13 protein-coding genes are annotated in these 17,606 nt (G+C 72.1%); 10 read left to right on the forward strand and 3 right to left on the reverse strand.

Features of this window, described 5'->3' with window-relative positions; translation table 11 throughout:
• Nucleotide 1: 1 nt before the first annotated feature.
• Nucleotides 2-1,852: a thioredoxin domain-containing protein gene (locus tag RS82_RS12470; protein WP_045299883.1), complete on the reverse strand. Its 1,851-nt coding sequence runs from the start codon at nt 1,850-1,852 to the stop codon at nt 2-4.
• A 28-nt stretch (nt 1,853-1,880) separates the two neighbouring features.
• Nucleotides 1,881-2,717, reverse strand: coding sequence for an aldo/keto reductase (locus RS82_RS12475; protein WP_045299885.1), 837 nt, complete (start codon nt 2,715-2,717; stop codon nt 1,881-1,883).
• A gap of 79 nt (nt 2,718-2,796) precedes the next feature.
• Here RS82_RS12475 and hrpA point away from each other — a divergent pair, with 79 nt between their 5' ends.
• Both hrpA and RS82_RS12485 read left to right on the forward strand, forming a co-directional pair.
• Entirely contained in the window at nt 2,797-6,741 is a 3,945-nt protein-coding gene (hrpA, locus tag RS82_RS12480; protein ID WP_045299887.1) for an ATP-dependent RNA helicase HrpA, read from the forward strand.
• A gap of 29 nt (nt 6,742-6,770) precedes the next feature.
• Complete coding sequence (locus RS82_RS12485; protein WP_045299889.1) at nt 6,771-7,712, forward strand: quinone oxidoreductase family protein; 942 nt, start codon at nt 6,771-6,773, stop codon at nt 7,710-7,712.
• 26 nt (nt 7,713-7,738) lie between these two features.
• On the opposite strand, the gene RS82_RS12490 is transcribed toward RS82_RS12485, so the two are convergent.
• Nucleotides 7,739-8,590, reverse strand: coding sequence for a sulfurtransferase (locus RS82_RS12490; RefSeq protein WP_045299891.1), 852 nt, complete (start codon nt 8,588-8,590; stop codon nt 7,739-7,741).
• A gap of 115 nt (nt 8,591-8,705) precedes the next feature.
• Between RS82_RS12490 and RS82_RS12495 the strand changes: the two genes are divergently transcribed.
• The 8 genes from RS82_RS12495 to RS82_RS12530 all read left to right on the forward strand — a co-directional run bounded on the left by RS82_RS12495 (nt 8,706) and on the right by RS82_RS12530 (nt 17,589).
• Nucleotides 8,706-10,076 carry an O-acetylhomoserine aminocarboxypropyltransferase/cysteine synthase family protein gene (locus RS82_RS12495; protein WP_045299893.1) on the forward strand — a complete coding sequence of 457 codons (1,371 nt, stop codon included), beginning with the start codon at nt 8,706-8,708 and terminating at the stop codon, nt 10,074-10,076.
• Between the two features lie 62 nt (nt 10,077-10,138).
• Nucleotides 10,139-11,002 (forward strand): hypothetical protein, encoded by an 864-nt coding sequence (locus RS82_RS12500; protein WP_157005559.1) that lies wholly within the window; start codon nt 10,139-10,141, stop codon nt 11,000-11,002.
• A gap of 48 nt (nt 11,003-11,050) precedes the next feature.
• Complete coding sequence (locus RS82_RS12505; protein WP_045300068.1) at nt 11,051-12,043, forward strand: Gfo/Idh/MocA family protein; 993 nt, start codon at nt 11,051-11,053, stop codon at nt 12,041-12,043.
• A gap of 1 nt (nt 12,044) precedes the next feature.
• Nucleotides 12,045-12,920, forward strand: coding sequence for an NYN domain-containing protein (locus RS82_RS12510; protein WP_045299897.1), 876 nt, complete (start codon nt 12,045-12,047; stop codon nt 12,918-12,920).
• 71 nt (nt 12,921-12,991) lie between these two features.
• Nucleotides 12,992-14,194, forward strand: a complete 1,203-nt coding sequence (locus tag RS82_RS12515) for an ROK family transcriptional regulator (RefSeq protein ID WP_045299899.1) — start codon at nt 12,992-12,994, stop codon at nt 14,192-14,194.
• A 123-nt stretch (nt 14,195-14,317) separates the two neighbouring features.
• Entirely contained in the window at nt 14,318-15,361 is a 1,044-nt protein-coding gene (locus tag RS82_RS12520) for a sugar ABC transporter substrate-binding protein (protein WP_245619601.1), read from the forward strand.
• A gap of 51 nt (nt 15,362-15,412) precedes the next feature.
• A complete protein-coding gene (locus RS82_RS12525; RefSeq protein WP_045299901.1) occupies nt 15,413-16,345 on the forward strand; it encodes an ATP-binding cassette domain-containing protein in 933 nt (310 codons plus the stop codon).
• Nucleotides 16,342-17,589 (forward strand): sugar ABC transporter permease, encoded by a 1,248-nt coding sequence (locus RS82_RS12530; protein WP_052676823.1) that lies wholly within the window; start codon nt 16,342-16,344, stop codon nt 17,587-17,589. Before RS82_RS12525 ends, RS82_RS12530 begins: the two co-directional genes overlap by 4 nt.
• Nucleotides 17,590-17,606 lie beyond the last annotated feature (17 nt).

Consider the following 17,606-nt stretch of genomic DNA (forward strand, 5'->3'; position numbering starts at 1 on the left):
ATCACGCCTCGAGTGCGGCGACGTCCGTGACCGGCAGCCGGCAGGCGAAGTCCCGGCAGTCGTAGGCGGTCGGCCGCCCGTCGCGCTGTTCCTTCCCGGCGAGCAGCTCGAATCCCGCTGCGGCCCATGAGAGCGACTGTTCCGGCGACACGATGATCACGACATCGGCACGGATGCTGCGCGCCGCTGTCGCGAGCGCGGCGTGGGCATCGTCCGTGACGACGACGACCTGTCGCGGCGGCTCCGCGAGGCCGGCGGCGACCCGCAGGAGAGCGCCGTACGCGAGCGGCTGCGCGAGGGCCGCGGGAGCGTGGGCGGCGACGAGCCGCTCGGCGATCGAGCGATAGCTGTCTCCGGCGCCCAGCATCCAGAGCGCCGCGGCGGCCTCCGCGACCGACGCGGCACCCGACGGCTCGTCGGCATCGGAGGCGGTATCCGGCGCTCCGATCCCCTGCCGGGACAGCACCGGGTCGCCGCCTCCGGGGACGGCGACACGGTGCTCTGCATCGACGCATGCGTCGACCAGCTCTCGCGCCCGCATGGCATACGCGACCTCCCCGGTGGCGACGGCGAGCGCGATGAGACCCGCGGCGAGCTGGCCGTGGTCGGCGAGCGTCGCTTGGGCGCGCGACGGCACCTCGTCGAGCGAGGCGCGCAGCAGCCGGCCGTCGGCGGCGACGTTGACCTCGAGCACGGCGTCCGCCGCCCAGCGCGCCGACTCGATCCACGACGGCTCGTCCAGCCGCACGCCGGCACGCGCGAGGGCTCCGATCGCGAGGCCGTTCCAGCCGCTGACCACCTTGCCGTCGACGGCCGGGGGGTCGAGACCGACGCGGTCCGCGGCATCGCGGGCGTAGTAGCCACCCTCGCTGCGGGCACCGTCGATCCACGACTCCGAGTCCTGTGCGGCGCCGAAGCCGCCGCCCGGCTGCTGCAGCACGTCGCGCAGGAACCCGGCGATGCCGCGCGCGACGTCGTCGCGCGCGGGGACCGCCGCCATCGCGACGTCGAGCAGCTGGGAGTTGTCGGTCAGCATCCGCTCGTAGTGCGGCACCGTCCAGTCGGGCCGGGTCGCGTAGCGGAAGAACCCGCCCTCGACCGCATCGCGCAGCGGCGAGGCAGCCATCGCGGTGAGGGCACGATCGGCGACGGCGGACGCCTCGGCGGCGTGCTCGCGGAGGACCGGGGTCTGCAGGAAGCGGAGCGCTGTGGCGACGGGGAACTTGGGGGCACCGGCGGCGGGCTCGCCGAAGCCGCCGTGCTGCGGATCCTCCCGCCCGGCGAGTGCGCGTGCGGCGCCGACCAGCTCATCCGCGGACGGGGTGGACGCATCCGCGTCGGGCGCCGATCGGCGGACCTCGGCGAGCGCACCGGCGACGGCATCCGCCGTCTCGTCGATCTGGTCGCGCCGCTCGGTCCACGCCTCGTGCACCGCCGCGAGCACCTGGCGGAACGCCGGGATGCCGGCGCGAGGCTGCGGCGGGAAGTACGTCCCCGCGTAGAACGGCCGCCCTTCGGGCGTCGCGAACACGGTCAGCGGCCAGCCGAGGCTCTGCGAGAACGCCGAAGCGGCGGCCATGTAGGCGGCGTCGACCTCGGGGTGCTCCTCGCGGTCGACCTTGATCGACACGAAGCCGGCGTCGAGCTCGGCGGCGGTCGTCTCGTCCTCGAAGGACTCCCGAGCCATCACATGGCACCAGTGACACGTCGAGTAGCCGATCGACACCATGACAGGCACGTCGCGGCGTCGTGCTTCTGCGAACGCCTCCTCGCCCCACGGGAACCACGCGACCGGATTGCCCGCGTGGGCTCTCAGGTACGGGCTCGTCGCGTCCGCGAGGCGAGGGTTCACGGTATCCGCTCCTGCCGCCCGCGAGCGGTCAGTTGACCTCGTCGGGGTGCGCGCTGACGCGACCCGTGCCGTCGCCCGGCTCCATCGCGTCGATGGCGGCGATCTCGTCGGCGGTGAGCTCGAAGTCGAACACGTCGAGGTTCTCCTCGAGGCGCTCGCGGCGCACCGACTTCGGGAAGACGATGAAGCCCTTCTGCAGGTGCCAGCGCAGCACGGCCTGAGCCGGCGTCTTGCCGTGCGCCTCGGCGGCCGCGGCGACCGGCGCTGCACCGAACAGGTCGTACTTGCCCTGCCCGAGGGGTCCCCACGACTCGATCTTCACATCGTGGGCGGCGGCCCAGTCCGTGATGTCGCGCTGCTGGTGGGCGGGGTGCAGCTCGATCTGGTTGACGGCCGGGACCACTCCGGTGGCCGACACGATCTTCTCCAGGTGCGGCACGAGGTGGTTCGAGACGCCGATGCTGCGGGTCAAGCCGGCGCCCCGCAGCTCGATGAGCTTCTCCCACGCGTGGAGGTAGTTGTCCTGCGCGGGGGTCGGCCAGTGCACGAGGTACAGGTCGACCTGCTCGAGTCCGAGCTTGGCGAGGCTCTCCGCGATCGCGGCGTCGGGCTCGTCGCCGTCGTGGCGGTCGTTCCAGAGCTTGGTGGTGATGAACAGCTCGTCGCGCGCGATGCCGCTCGCCGCGATGGCCGCGCCCACGCCCTCTTCGTTGCCGTAGATCGCGGCGGTGTCGATGTGGCGGTAGCCGACCTCGAGCGCCTCGGCGACGGCCCGCTCCGTGTCCGCCGGCGGCACCTTGAAGACGCCGTAGCCGAGCTGAGGGATCGTGTTGCCGTCGTTGAGGGTCACGCTGGGGACTGTCATGGTTCCCAGCCTAGGCGCGCGGACGCGGCGTCGGACGGGGCGATCCGGCGCCCGGCCGGAAGGGATACGATCGAAGGCTATGTCCGCGCCCGAACCCGTCATCTCGTTTCCGCCGGAGCTCCCTGTCAGCGCCGCGCGCGAGGAGATCGCGCGCGCTGTGCGCGACCACCAGGTCGTGATCGTCGCGGGCGCGACCGGGTCGGGCAAGACGACGCAGCTGCCGAAGATCGCGCTCGAGCTCGGGCGGACGCGCATCGCGCACACACAGCCGCGCCGCATCGCCGCGCGCACGATCGCCGAGCGCATCGCCGAGGAGCTGCAGGTGCCGCTCGGCTCGGCAGTCGGCTACAAGGTCCGCTTCACCGACAAGGTGTCGGAAGACACGCGCATCGCGCTGATGACCGACGGCATCCTCCTCAACGAGATCCACCGCGACCGGCTCCTGCGCCGCTACGACATGGTCATCGTCGACGAGGCCCATGAGCGCTCGCTCAACGTCGACTTCCTCCTCGGGTACCTGCGGCGCATCCTGCCCAAGCGCCCCGACCTCAAGGTCGTCGTCACGAGCGCGACGATCGACCCGGAGAGCTTCGCGAAGCACTTCGCGAGGCCCGACGGAACCCCGGCGCCGATCATCGAGGTGTCCGGCCGCACGTATCCGGTCGAGATCCGGTACCGCCCGCCCGCACGGCCGGCCAAGGGCGAGGAGGAGTCCGACGACGTCGACGGCATCACCTCCGCCCTGCGCGAGCTCGACCGCGAGGCCGCCGGCGACGTGCTCGTGTTCCTCCCGGGCGAGGCCGAGATCCGCGATGCCGCGGACGCGGTGCGGGGCATGTACGCGAAGGACGCCGCACCCACAGAGGTGCTCCCCCTCTACGGGCGCCTGTCCGCCGCCGAGCAGCACCGGGTGTTCGAGCGGTCGCGGGTGGCCGGCATCCGTCGTCGTGTCATCCTCGCGACGAACGTCGCCGAGACGAGCCTCACGGTGCCGGGCATCCGCTACGTCGTCGACACCGGAACGGCGCGCATCTCGCGCTACAGCCACCGCAGCAAGGTGCAGCGGCTGCCGATCGAGGCGGTGTCGCAGGCGTCCGCTCAGCAGCGGTCGGGGCGCGCGGGCCGCACCAGCGACGGCATCGCGATCCGGCTGTACTCCGAGGAGGACTTCGACACCCGGCCCGAGTTCACCGAGCCGGAGATCCTGCGCACCAGCCTGGCCTCGGTCATCCTCCAGATGCTGTCGCTCGGCTTCGGCGACATCTCCTCCTTCCCGTTCCTCACGCCTCCGGACTCCCGCGGAGTCAAGGCGGCTCTCGACCTCCTCGTCGAGCTCGGGGCAGTGCGCACCTCGACAGGTCCAGGAAGCGGCGCGGGTCATCCGACGCTCACCGACCTCGGCCGCGAGATCTCGCGGCTGCCGATCGACCCGCGCTTCGCCCGCATGCTCGTGGAGGCGCGCCGCACCGGCGTGCTGCGGGACGTGCTCGCGATCGTCGCGGGGATGTCGATCCAGGACGTGCGCGAGCGCCCGGAAGAGCGTCGCGAGGAGGCCGATCGCCTGCACGCGCGGTTCACCGACCCCTCCAGCGACTTCCTGAGCCTGCTCAACCTCTGGAACCACCTCCAGGAGAAGCAGGCAGAGCTGGGCTCGAGCGCGTTCCGGCGCCTGTGCCGCGCCGAGCACCTCAACTACGTGCGGGTGCGCGAGTGGGCCGACGTGCATCGTCAGCTCAGCGCACTCGTCAACGCTCCTCGCAAGGCGGCACCGGGCACGGCCGACCCGGACGAGCTCCACAAGGCGATCCTGTCGGGGCTGCTCTCGCACCTCGGCATCCTCGACGAGCGCACCACCTCGACCGCCACGCGGGGCCGCGCCGGCTCCGACCGCACCGACCAGCGCCGCGGCGCCGAGTACCTCGGCTCGCGTGGCACGCGCTTCGCGATCTTCCCCGGCTCCGGGCTCAAGAAGAAGCGGCCGACCGCCGTCATGGCCGCCGAGGTCGTCGAGACGAGCCGCCTGTTCGCCCGCACCGTCGCCGCGATCGACCCCGCCTGGGCAGAACCGCTCGCGGGCGACCTCGCCAAGCGCTCGCTGAGCGAGCCGCACTGGTCGAAGGCGTCGGGTGCGGCATCCGCGTACGAGAAGGTCACCCTCTTCGGCCTCGAGATCGTGCCCAAGCGCCGGGTGCAGCTCGCGCGCTTCGACCGGCCGTTCGCGCGCGAGCTGTTCATGCGCCACGCGCTCGTCGAGGGCGAGTGGGACTCTTCGCACCTCGACAAGAAGCTCACGGCGTTCGAGCGCCGCAACCTCGAGCTGCGGCGACGCCTCGAGAAGATCGAGGAGCGCGAGCGCCGCCGTGACATCCTCGTGGGCGACGAGGCCGTGTTCCGGTTCTACGACGCCCGCATTCCCCGCGACGTGTTCGACGCGCGCTCCTTCGAGGCCTGGTGGAAGGATGCCTCGGCCCGCACGCCGCGCCTGCTCGACATGACGGAGGCCGACCTCGTCGACGAGGCGTCGCGCGGCGACGAGCGCGACTTCCCGGCGCGCTGGACCCAGGGCGACCAGGTGCTCTCGCTCGCATACCGGTTCGAGCCCGGCGCCGCCGACGACGGCGTGACGGCCGTCGTTCCGCTGGCCCTCCTCGCGCAGCTGCGCCCCGACGGCTTCGACTGGCAGGTGCCGGGCATGCGGGACGAGCTCATCACGGCGCTGCTGCGCTCGCTTCCCAAGTCCATCCGCCGCCACGTCGTCCCCGCGGCGGACTGGGCTGCGACGTTCGCCGCCGACCTCGCGGGGCAAGGCCCCGAGGCTCACGACGGCCGTCCGCCGACGCCGCTGCGCAATGCGCTCGCGGCGCGCATCCAGCGCGTCGCGAGCCAGCCGGTGAGCGCGGCCGACTTCGAGATGGAACGGGTGCCCGGGCACCTGCAGGTATCGTTCCGGGCCGTCGACGAGCGCGGGCGCGCGGTGGGATCAGACCGCGACCTGGCCGCGCTGCAGGCACGGCTCGCCGATCGGGCCCGGGCGTCCGTGTCTCGTTCGCTCACCGCGACGGCGCCGGCGATCGGGCGCGGCAGCCAGGCCGCGAAGGGCCCCGCGGCCCGCCTCGCGGGAACACCCCGCGACGCCGCGCGGCCCGAGTCGACGTTCGCCGAGCGCACCGGCCTCACCGACTGGACGTTCGGGGACCTGCCCGACGTCGTCGACACCAAGGTCGCGGGCGGCGTCGTGCGCGGCTATCCCGCGATCGTCGACGAGGGCGCCTCGGTCGCGCTCCGGATCGAGACGACCCCCGAAGCCGCAGCCCGCGCGACCCAGGCCGGCGTCCGGCGCCTCGTGCTCCTGTCGGTCGCGTCGCCGTCGGCCTACGTGCTCGAGCACCTGACGTCCGCCGAGAAGCTCGCGCTCGCGGCATCGCCGTATCCGTCCGCGAAGGCGCTCATCGAGGACGGCCGCGTCGCGGTGGCGGACGCGGTCATCGCACGCACCGTGGCCGACGCCGTCGTACGCAGCAGAGCCGGCTTCGAGACGGTGCGCGATGCGTTCTCGGCCGCGGTCGTCGACGAGCTGTTCCAGACGGTGTCGCTGACCGCCCGCATCCTGACGGCCGCGCGCGACGTGGAGCGCGCGATGCGCGACGCGAACTCGCTGACGCTGCTCGGCGCGCTGAACGACATCAAGGGGCAGCTGGCGGGCCTGGTGTTCCCGGGCTTCGTGTCCCGCACCGGCACCGGACGGCTGGCGCAGCTTCCCCGCTACCTGCGCGGGGCGCTCGATCGCGTGCGGACGCTCGCCGACAACCCGGGCCGCGACCGCCAGCGGATGACCGAGTTCGAACGCGCGACGACCGTGTTCGCCGAGGCCGGCGGCGTGATCCCGCCGGCGGATGACGCGCCGTTGCCGCTCGTGCACGCCCGGTGGCTGCTCGAGGAGTACCGTGTGAGCCTGTTCGCGCAGTCCCTCGGCACGGCCGAGCCGGTGTCGCTGCAGCGGATGCAGAAAGCCCTGAGGGAATAGCCGCCTCGACGACAGGAGTTGCCCCCGTCATGACCACTGCGATCGCCTACACCGAGTTCGGGGGCCCTGAGGTCCTGCATGAGATCCCCGTACCCGAGCCGGTGCCCGCACCCGGGCAGCTTGCGATCCGCGTCACGGCTGCCGGCGTCAATCCGATCGACGCGAAGCTCCGCTCGGGCCGGCGGCCGTCGGCGGAGATCGTCGATCCGCGCCGCATCGGCGCCGACGGCGCCGGAGTCGTCACCGCGGTCGGCGAAGGCGTCGACGGGTTCCGTGTGGGTGAGCCGGTCGTCTTCACCGGGGCGTTCGGCGCCTACGCGACCGAGATCGCGGTTCCCGCCTCCCACGTCTTCCCTCGCCCGCCGCAGGTGAGCGCCGCCGAAGGCGCCGCTCTGGGCGTCCCGGTCGGCACGGCGTACCAGGCGCTCCGCTCGCTCGCGGTGGGCGGCGACGACACCGTGCTCGTGCACGCCGGGTCGGGCGCCGTCGGCCAGGCGCTCATCCAGTTCGCCGTGCTGTGGGGGGCGACCGTCGTCGCCACGTCGTCCGAAGGCCGATTCGACCGCGTCCGCGAGCTCGGTGCCATCCCGGTCGCGTACGGCGACGGGCTCGCCGACCGGGTGCGCGCGGCGGCTCCGCAGGGCGTGACCGTCGCGATCGACGCCGCCGGCACGGACGAGGCCCTCCGCACCTCGCTCGATCTGGTCGCCGACCGGCACCGGATCGCGACGCTGGTGCGAGGACGGGATGCCGCCGGCCTCGGCATCCGCGCGTTCTCGGGCGGCTCGCCCGAACCGCTCACCGGGCAGCAGCAGGTCTGGCGCACCGAGGCGGTGCCCGTCGCGCTCGCGCTCATGGCCGCCCGACGCTTCTCGGTCGAGCTCGGTCCGTCCTTCGCGCTCGCCGACGCCGCCGAGGCGCATCGCGCGGCCGAGACGGGCGTGGCGGGCAAGATCACCCTCGTGCCGTGACCCGTCGAGACCGGCCACCGCGCCGGTCACACTGAGCCGGTGACCTCCGCGGGCGCCGGCCCTGTCGCGACCGGGCGTCCGGGAGTGTTCGACCATTGGCTCCACGAGCCCGGGTAGATCCGCAGCTCCAGCCCGACGAGCTCGGCCGCGAACACCGCCTGCGCGGCGGTCACGCCCGAACCGCAGTACACCGCCGCGGTCACGCCGTCGCCGACGCCGACCGTGCCGAACAGCGCGCGCAGACTCGCAGCATCCCGGAATCGCTCACCGTCCATGTAGGCGCCGGTCGGGAGGTTCACGGCGCCCGGGATGTGGCCGGCGATCGGGTCGATCGGCTCGACCTCGCCTCGGTAGCGCTCGGCGGCACGTACGTCGATGAGCACGCCCGACGCGGCGAGCGCGGCGGCCTCGTCGATCGACAGCACGGGCTCGGCGATCGGCGCGAGCCGGACCGCACCCGGCTCGGGCGTGACGGGTCCGGACTCCACCGGCAGGCCGGCCGCGGTCCAGGCGCCGAGGCCGCCGTCGAGGATGCGCACGTCGGCGATGCCGGAGCGCGTCAGCAGCCACCATGCGCGCGAGGCGCCCAGGGCGCGATCGTCGTCGTAGACGACCACCGTGTCGCCGTCGTCGATGCCCCAGCGGTGCGCGGCCGCCTGCAGCGCTTCACGAGGAGGAAGCGGATGCCTCCCCTCGTCGGGGCGACCGTGCTGCGAGAGCTCCGTCTCCATGTCGACGTACACGGCGCCGGGCACATGCCCCTCGAGGTGCTCGGCGCTGCCGTCGGGGCGGTCGAGGCGGTAGCGCACATCGAGCACGCGCACGGCGGAGGACCGGAGGAGATCGTCGAGTTCTGCGGGGGTGATCAGCTGCGCCACCCGACCATTCTGGCGTGCCGGCGCACTACCGCCCCTCCAGCGGCCCCGGGCCGGGCTCGCAACAGTTCGACACACGACGCACCGCCCCGGGCGCCGCGGCTCGACAATGGTCTGCATGCCTGAACAGACTCGTCCTGCCGCCCCTCGCTCGTTCGCGACGGCGCAGGTGCAGGCCGGGTTCGACTCCGGCATCGCGGAGAACACCGCCATCCCCTCCATCCATCAGTCCAACGGCTTCGAGTTCCGCTCGCTCGCCGAGGCACGCGACCTCTTCGCGCTGCGCAAGGACGGCAACATCTACAGCCGTGCGGCGAACCCGACCGTGCTCGTGTTCGAGCGCCGTGTCGCGGAGCTCGAGGGCGGCATCGCCGCGGCCGGTGTCGCATCGGGGCAGGCCGCCGTCGCCGTGGCACTCCTGGCGCTCGCCAAGCAGGGCGAGCACATCGTCGCCGCCCGTCAGCTCTACGGCGGCACCGTCGACCTGCTGCAGGACACGTTCGCCGACTGGGGCATCGAGGTGACGTTCGTCGACCAGGACGACCTCGCCGCGTGGCGCGCCGCCGTTCGGCCGACCACCCGCGCGCTGTTCGCCGAGTCGATCTCGAATCCGATCGCGCAGGTGCTGGACCTCGGCGCCGTCGCCGCCGTCGCCAAGGAGGCGGGCGTGCCTCTGGTGATCGACAACACCGTCGCGACGCCGTACCTGCAGCGCGCGAAGGACTTCGGCGCCGACATCGTGGTGCACTCCGCCACGAAGTTCCTCGGCGGCCACGGCACGTCCCTCGGCGGCGTCGTCGTCGACCTGGGCACCTTCGACTTCACGGCGGAGCCCGAGCGCTGGCCGCAGCTGACCCAGACGTATCCGCGCGTGCCGGACGGCAGCCTCGTCGAGCGCTTCGGCGAGACCGGGTCGCCGTACATCGCGCTGGTCAAGACGAAGTACGTGCATGACCTCGGTCCGTCGCTGTCGGCCTTCAACGCCTTCCAGCTGCTCCAGGGCCTCGAGACCCTCGACCTGCGCATGGAGCGGCACACCGCGAGCGCCCTCACGGTCGCCCGGTTCCTCGAGACGCACCCCGCTGTGTCGCGCGTGCACCACCCGGGGCTGGAGTCGAGCCCGTGGCACGCACAGGCGCAGACCTATCTCCCCGACGGCGTGAGCTCGGTGTTCGCGTTCGACCTGCCCGCCACCGGCGACGCCGAGGCGGACTTCCGGCTCGTCGAGGCGTTCATCTCGCGCCTGCAGGTGATCCGTCTGGTGGCGAACATCGGCGACGCGCGCAGCCTGGTCGCGCACCCGTCGTCGATGACGCACAGCCACATGTCGCCGACGCAGCTCGCCGAGGCGCACATCGGCCCGACCACGGTGCGCCTGTCGATCGGCCTCGAGGACGCCCGCGACATCGTCGACGACCTCGCCCGCGCTCTGGACCAGGTCCCTGCCGCCCAGCGCCGCGGCGAACTCGCGGAGAGCGTTGCCCGCTAGCCGCGAGTGCTCCGCACGCCCGGCCCTTGCACCCGTCGGGCAGGGTCGGTAGTTTCACGACCATGGCGCGGTCTCTGGGGAGCCTGGCCGTCCTCTCGCTTGTCGTGCTGCTCGCTGGGTGCACACCCGCAGCGGGCGATACCGCAGCGCCCTCGCCATCGCCGTCGCCGGAGGGTCCGACGGCATCGTCGACGCCGACGCCGACCAGCCCCGGACTCGACGGGGAGTGGATCGTGGATCTCGCGGACCCGGATCCGGGCTGCATCATGCTGCTCGGCTATCGTCACCTGACGGTCGCCGGCGAAACGGGAATTCTCGATACCGGCGAGACCCCGCTGGCCGGGCCCGTCGAACTGCACGGCGACGCCGTCACGATGCACCTGGAGCGCACGGCGCCGACCAAGGATGCGATCGACATCACCGCAGCACTCGGTCAAGACGGGGTCGCGCGCGGGACGGGCGAGGCCGGCGGCATCCATCCCGGCGGGACGAACGGCTATGCCTGCACGATCCCGCTGTCGCTCGTGCCCGCCGGCGCCGTCGCCGACATGCCGCCCTTCGACACGATCGACGGAACGTGGTGCGCGGCCTACGACCGGACCAGCTGCATGACGATCGCCGACAGCATGGTCGCCGACCTGGACAACCCGCCCCACTCGAAGCTCGACGATCCGACGCCCGGCGGCTTCGGCGACCCCTGCTACGGGAGCGGGATGACGCCGATCGACCCCAACGGCGGCGGCGGCGCCGCGCTGTACTTCTGTCCGAAGGGCTATGCGATCCAGACCGGCAGCGGCGGGGTGGAGGGCGAGATCATCGCCGAGCACGACAACGTCGCGTTCGACCGGCTCTACCTGACTCAGAACCCGCCGTACCTGGGGGTGTACTTCCGCGAGGACGATCTCGCCGCCGCGCTGCAGCAGTAGACGGCCTCCTCCGGGCACGGGGGGCATCGCGCCACTAGCCTCGTGTTCATGAACTCGCCCTCCTCCCCCCGCTGGGGGATCCTCGGACCGGGCGGCATCGCCCGTGCGTTCACCAGCGACCTGCGCACCGCCGGGCTCGACGTCGCCGCGGTGGGCTCGCGGCGACGCGAGACCGCTGAGGCGTTCGCCGCCGACTTCGCCATCCCGCACGCCCACGGCTCGTACGAGGAACTCGTCGCCGATCCGGACGTCGACATCGTCTACATCGCGACGCCGCATCCGATGCACGCGGCGAACGCCCTCCTCGCCCTCGCAGCGGGCAAGCACGTGCTGGTCGAGAAGGCGTTCACCCTCAACGCGGCGGAGGCCCTGGAGGTACGCGACGCCGCAGCGGAACGCGGACTCCTCGCGATGGAGGCGATGTGGACGCGGTATCTGCCGCACATGGTCCGCATCCGCGAACTCGTGGAGTCGGGCGCCCTCGGCGAGGTCCGCGCCGTCACCGCCGACCACACACAGCTGCTGCCCTCCGACCCGGCGCACCGCATCAACGCGCTGGAACTCGGCGGCGGTGCCCTCCTCGACCTCGGGGTCTACCCGGTCTCGTTCGCGTGGGACATCCTGGGCGAGCCCCTCTCCATCGCCGCGGCCGCCCGCATCGGCGACGCGGGATCCGACACCGAGGTGGCGACGATCATGACGCACGCGTCGGGTGCGCTGTCGACCTCCATCTCCGCATCCCGCGCAGCCGGCCCCAACACCGCGACGATCATCGGCACAGAGGCCCGCATCGACATCGACAGCGTCTGGTACACGGCCACCTCGTTCCGCCTCGTCAGCCCCGACGGCACGGTGATCGAGGAATTCCGCTCCGACATCGACGGCCGCGGCATGCAGTACCAGGCGCTCGCGGCTGAGCGGTACCTCGCCGAGGGCCGCACCGATTCCGACGTGCTGCCGATCGACGAGACCGTCGCGATCATGGCCACGCTCGACGAGATCCGCGACCTCGTCGGCGTCCACTACCCCGGTGAGGAGTGACATGCCCGACCTGCAGAGCCCCCGCGTGGCGGTGTACCTGGACTTCGACAACATCGTGATGTCGTGGTACGACCGCGTGCACGGCAAGAACTCCTACTCGCGCGACCGTCAGAAGATCGCGACGGATGCCTCGGACCCCGAGATCGCCGAGCGCCTCGCCGCCGCGACGATCGACGTCGGCGCCATCATCGACTACGCGACGTCGTTCGGCACCCTGGTGCTCACCCGGGCGTACGCCGACTGGTCGGCGCCGGTCAACGCGGAGTACCGCTCCCAGCTCGTGGCGCGCGCCGTCGACCTCGTGCAGCTCTTCCCCGCCGCCGCGTACGCGAAGAACGGCGCCGACATCCGCCTCGCCGTGGACACCGTCGAGGACATGTTCCGCCTCCCCGACCTCACGCACGTGGTCATCGTCGCCGGCGACTCCGACTACGTGCCGCTCGCCCAGCGCTGCCGCCGCCTCGGCCGATTCGTCGTGGGGGTGGGCGTCGCGGGATCGACCGCGAAGTCGCTCGCCGCGGCGTGCGACCAGTTCGACTCGTACGACGCGCTCCCGGGTGTGGCGGCTCCGCCGACCGGGAAGAAGGATGCCGCGCCGCAGCGCGCGTCCGGCAGCCGGCGCTCGAGGAAGGCCGCCGTCGACCCGACCGAGTCCCTCCTCGAGCGCGCGCTGCGGCTCGAGAGCGACAAGGAGGGCGTGGAGTGGCAGCACGCCTCGGCGGTGAAGAGCCTCATCAAACGACTCGACCCGTCGTTCAGCGAGAAGGCCCTCGGGCACAAGAGCTTCTCCGAGTTCGTGAAGGCCCACCCCGGCGTCGCCGAGGTCGACGAATCCGGAAACATCGTCCTCATCCGCCTGGCCGCCGACCGGCGCTGAGTCCGGCGGGCGCGACACCGCGTGATCCCACGGCCGACCTGGGAAATCGGCCGTGGGATACAGTGTGAGCTGTGGCACGCCGTCAAGCCCCGCCGGGCTCGCAGACCTCGCTCCGCGAGGCCAATCGCGCGCGCGTCATCGAGTCTCTGAAGCGCCACGGCCGTCTCACGCAGATCGAGCTCGCCGGCAGCACGGGCCTCTCGCCCGCCACCGTCTCGAACATCGTCAAAGAGCTGACCGCATCGGGCCTGCTGCACACGTCGTTCACCACGAGCAGCGGACGCCGCGCGACCCTCGTGTCGCTCGCCCGCCGTCTGGGACTGGTCGCCGGCGTCCACTACAGCTCCCGCCACCTGCACATCGCGATCGCCGACACCGCGCGCACGATCGTGACGCAGTCGTCGCTCCCGCTCCCACTGGACCACCGCCACGACTCCGAGCTCGACCGCCTCGCGCTGCTGCTCGGCGACATGATGGAGTCCCTCGGCGGATCCATCACCGACCTCCTCGGCGTCGGGCTGGCCCTGCCCGCGCCGATCGACCCCCGCACCGGGATGGTGTCCACACCGGGGCTCCTGCGCGGCTGGGAGAATGTCGACGTCGCCGAGAGCCTGGCCATCCGCATCGGCCGCCCGGTGCATGTCGACAGTGAGGCGAACCTCGGCGGACTCGCCGAGGCCCGCGAGGGCAACGGGCGGTCCGCGGCGTCGTCGGTGTTCATCCGCGTGGGCCACACGATCAGCGCCGGACTCGTCGTGAACGGCGATCTCTTCCGCGGCGTCAACGGCAAGGCCGGCCAGATCGGCCACGTGACGCTCGACGAGAACGGCCCCATCTGCCGCTGCAGCAACCGCGGATGCCTCGAGACCTACGCCGGCGGCCCCGCCCTGCTGTCGCTGTTCCCGCCCAGCGAAGGCATGCACCGCCTCGGCGACCTGCTGCACGCCGCCGAACTCGGCGACGGCGCCGCACGCCGCGTGATCGCCGACGCCGGCCGCCACATCGGAATCGCCGCCGCGAGCCTGTGCAACCTGTTCGACCCCGAGATCATCGTCGTCGGCGGCGAGCTCGGTCAGGCCGGCGAGATCCTCATGGCCCCGATGCGCCACTCGCTCGAGCGCACCGCGCTCCCCTCTGCAGACGGCCTCCCCGAGATCGTCGGCGCCTCGTTCGGGGAGTGGGCCGAGACGCGCGGCGCCATCGCGATCGCCCTCGACCACGTCACGGTCGACGCCCAGCTTCCGACTGCGCCGTCGCTGCCCATCACCGCATAGGCTCGTCCGATGCCCCGTACGCGACTGGATCGGCCGCGACGGCGCCCGATCGGGCGTCGCGCGCCGGCGACAGCCTGGCCTTCACACCCGCAGGCTCGCCCCAGCGCGCCGGCGCTGCGGGGGGTGGGCGCAGGAACCGGCCTCCTCCTCGCCGCGGCGTTGCTGTCGGCCTGCTCCGGTGCACCCGCGCCGGGCGGAACCCCCTCCGACGACACGATCGCGCTGCTGCTGCCCGACGCGAAGACCGCACGGTACGAGACGTTCGACCGGCCGATGTTCGAGGCCCGCGTCGCCGAGCTCGGCGACTACGAGGTGCTCTACGCCAACGCCGACCAGGACGCCGCGAAGCAGCAGCAGCAGGCGGAGTCGGCGCTGACGGCCGGGGCCGGCGTGCTCGTGCTCGATCCGGTGGACGCGAACGCGGCCGTCAGCATCGTGAGCTCGGCCAACGCGAAGGGCGTGCCCGTCATCTCGTACGACCGGCTCATCGCCGGCGGCGACCTGGCGTACTACATCTCGTTCGACAACGAGAAGGTCGGGGTGCTGCAGGCCACCGCGTTCGTGGAGGGCGTGCACGCGGAGGACGACGGCAGCGGCATCCTGATGGTCAACGGCTCGCCCACCGACAGCAACGCGGCGCTGTTCAAGCACGGTGCCCACAGCATCATCGACGGCAGCGGACTGCGCGTGCTCGCCGAGTACGACACCCCCGGGTGGAGCCCTGAGAAGGCGCAGGAGTGGGTGTCGGGCCAGATCGCCCAGCACGGCGGCGCCATCGCCGGGGTGTACGCGGCGAACGACGCGACGGCCGGCGGCGCCATCGCGGCGCTGCGGGTCGCCAACGTCGAGCCCCTCCCGATCGTGACGGGCCAGGATGCCGAGCTCTCCGCGATCCAGCGCATCCTCACCGGCGACCAGTACATGACCGTCTACAAGGCGATCAAGCCGCAGGCCGAGCTCGCCGCCGAGGTCGCGGTCAAGCTGCTCCACGGCGAGGAGGTCACCGCTCCGCTCGAGATCCAGGGCACGCCGGCCACTCTGCTCGACCCGGTGGCCGTGACGATCGACGACATCATGGACACCGTGGTCGCCGACGGGTTCTGGACCGTCGAAGACATCTGCACCCCGGCGTACGCGGATGCGTGCGAAGCGGCGGGCATCGGGTAGGGTCCTGACTCTGACAGGGGTCGGCTGGGGATCGATGAGGACGAGGCGAGGATGTCGATGACGCACCCGCGGGCGGGACGCCCGCGCGAACGCGTGCTGACGATGCGCGGCATCGGCAAGCGCTTCGGCGCGGTCAAGGCGCTCACCGACGTCGACTTCTGGGTCAACGAGGGCGAGGTCGTCGCCCTCGTCGGCGACAACGGCGCCGGCAAGTCGACGCTCGTGAAGGTGCTCGCCGGTGTGCACCCGCCCGACAGCGGGTCGATCGAGTTCGACGGCGAGCCGGTGGGCATCGACACCCCGGCCGACGCCCAGGAGCTCGGGATCGAGACGATCTTCCAGGACCTCGCACTGTGCGACAACCTCGACGTTGTCGCCAACCTGTGGCTGGGCAGGGAGCTGCGCGACGGTGCGACGCTCGACGAGGTCGACATGGAGCAGCGCACCTGGACCCTGCTACGCGAGCTGTCGGCGAAGATCCCGTCGGTGCGCGTGCCCGTCGCTTCCCTCTCGGGCGGACAGCGCCAGACCGTCGCGATCGCGCGGTCGCTCATCGGGGAGCCCCGCGTCGTGATCCTCGACGAGCCGACCGCCGCGCTGGGCGTGGCGCAGACCGCCGAGGTGCTGAACCTCATCGAGCGGCTGCGCGAACGCGGGCACGGCGTCATCCTGATCAGCCACAACATGGCCGACGTCATGGCGGTCGCCGATCGCGTGGTCGTGCTGCGCCTGGGCCGCAACAACGGCGTCTACAACGTCGCCGACGTCACGAGCGAGACGCTCATCGCGGCCATCACGGGTGCGGTCGATCACCCGTCCGCCCGACGGGCACCGGAGCGGGCGGATGCTGCGCCGCCTCCGCCGGCGACGGGCCAGCCGCTCGACGAGCCGCCGCTGGACGAGCACACATCCGGCGGCACCGTGATCCGCATGCCCCGCGCCGGTTCCCGCACGCCTCGTCCCCGTGGGGACGGGTCGCGATGAGTCCGCACGGCGACGAGCGCCTGGCCGAGCCGATCGCGCAGGAACGCCTCCTCAGCGGCAGCGGCATCCGTCACACGTTCGAGGCGTTCGTCTCCCGCGTCCGCGGCGGCGACCTGGGGGCGCTCCCCGTGGTGCTCGGCATCGCGGTGATCTGGACGGTGTTCCAGCTGCTCAATCCCGTGTTCCTCTCCAGCGAGAACCTCGTGAACCTCACGATGCAGTGCGCGGCGATCGGAACCATCGCGCTGGGAGTGGTGCTCGTGCTCCTGGTAGGCGAGATCGACCTGTCCGTGGGCTCGGTGTCAGGCCTCGCCGCGGCCGTGCTGGCTGTGACCTTCGTGCAGCTGCAGTGGAACCTCGTGCTCTCGCTGATCGCGGCCATCGCGATCGGCTGCCTCGTCGGGCTGCTCTACGGCTTCCTGTACACGAGGTTCGGGCTGCCGAGCTTCGTCATCACGCTCGCCGGTCTGCTCGGCTTCCTCGGGCTGCAACTGTGGGTGCTCGGCGAGACCGGGTCGATCGCGATCCCGTTCGACTCGTGGCTCGTGCAGTTCGCGCAGCAGATGTTCCTCCCCGCGTGGGCCTCGTACCTGGTGGCCGTTCTCGCGGTGGCCGCCTTCGCGTGGTCGCTCGTACGACGATCGCGGCGGCGCGCGGCGGCCAACCTCGTGAGTCAGAGCTACGGCGAGATCGCCGTGCGCAGCGGCGCCCTTCTCGCCTTCCTGCTGGCCGCCACCTGGTACCTGAACCTGTACCGCGGCATCGGCGTGATGTTCCTGTTCTTCCTCGGGCTGGTGGTGGCGATGAACTTCGCCCTGACACGCACCCGCTGGGGCCGCGCGGTCTACGCGGTCGGCGGGTCCGTCGAGGCTGCCCGGCGCGCCGGGATCCGGGTGGATCGCATCTACCTCTCCGTCTTCGCGATGTGCTCCACGCTCGCGGCGGTGGGCGGGATCCTCGCGGCCGCACGGCTGGCTTCGGCGAATCAGAGCTCGGGAACCGGAGACGTCAACCTCAATGCGATCGCCGCCGCCGTCATCGGCGGGACGAGCCTGTTCGGCGGGCGCGGATCGGCCTTCTCGGCCCTGATCGGCATCGTGGTCATCCAGTCGATCTCGTCGGGCCTGACTCTGCTCAACCTCGACTCGTCGGTCCAGTTCATGGTCACCGGCGTCGTGCTCGTGCTCGCCGTGATCGTCGACTCGCTGTCGCGCCGCACCCGCGCCGCGACAGGCCGAGCCTGAGCGCACTGCACCCTCGC

Origin of the sequence: Microbacterium trichothecenolyticum (genome assembly GCF_000956465.1) — a bacterium.
GTDB lineage: Bacteria > Actinomycetota > Actinomycetes > Actinomycetales > Microbacteriaceae > Microbacterium > Microbacterium trichothecenolyticum.

Excerpts from the sequence above, each read along its gene's own strand:
- RS82_RS12485 (WP_045299889.1), top strand. The coding sequence starts at position 6,771 with ATGACCACTGCGATCGCCTACACCGAGTTCGGGGGCCCTGAGGTCCTG.
- RS82_RS12500 (WP_157005559.1), top strand. The coding sequence starts at position 10,139 with ATGGCGCGGTCTCTGGGGAGCCTGGCCGTCCTCTCGCTTGTCGTGCTG.
- RS82_RS12510 (WP_045299897.1), top strand. The coding sequence starts at position 12,045 with ATGCCCGACCTGCAGAGCCCCCGCGTGGCGGTGTACCTGGACTTCGAC.
- RS82_RS12505 (WP_045300068.1), top strand. The coding sequence starts at position 11,051 with ATGAACTCGCCCTCCTCCCCCCGCTGGGGGATCCTCGGACCGGGCGGC.
- hrpA (WP_045299887.1), top strand. The coding sequence starts at position 2,797 with ATGTCCGCGCCCGAACCCGTCATCTCGTTTCCGCCGGAGCTCCCTGTC.
- RS82_RS12475 (WP_045299885.1), bottom strand. The coding sequence starts at position 2,717 with ATGACAGTCCCCAGCGTGACCCTCAACGACGGCAACACGATCCCTCAG.
- RS82_RS12495 (WP_045299893.1), top strand. The coding sequence starts at position 8,706 with ATGCCTGAACAGACTCGTCCTGCCGCCCCTCGCTCGTTCGCGACGGCG.
- RS82_RS12530 (WP_052676823.1), top strand. The coding sequence starts at position 16,342 with ATGAGTCCGCACGGCGACGAGCGCCTGGCCGAGCCGATCGCGCAGGAA.
- RS82_RS12525 (WP_045299901.1), top strand. The coding sequence starts at position 15,413 with ATGTCGATGACGCACCCGCGGGCGGGACGCCCGCGCGAACGCGTGCTG.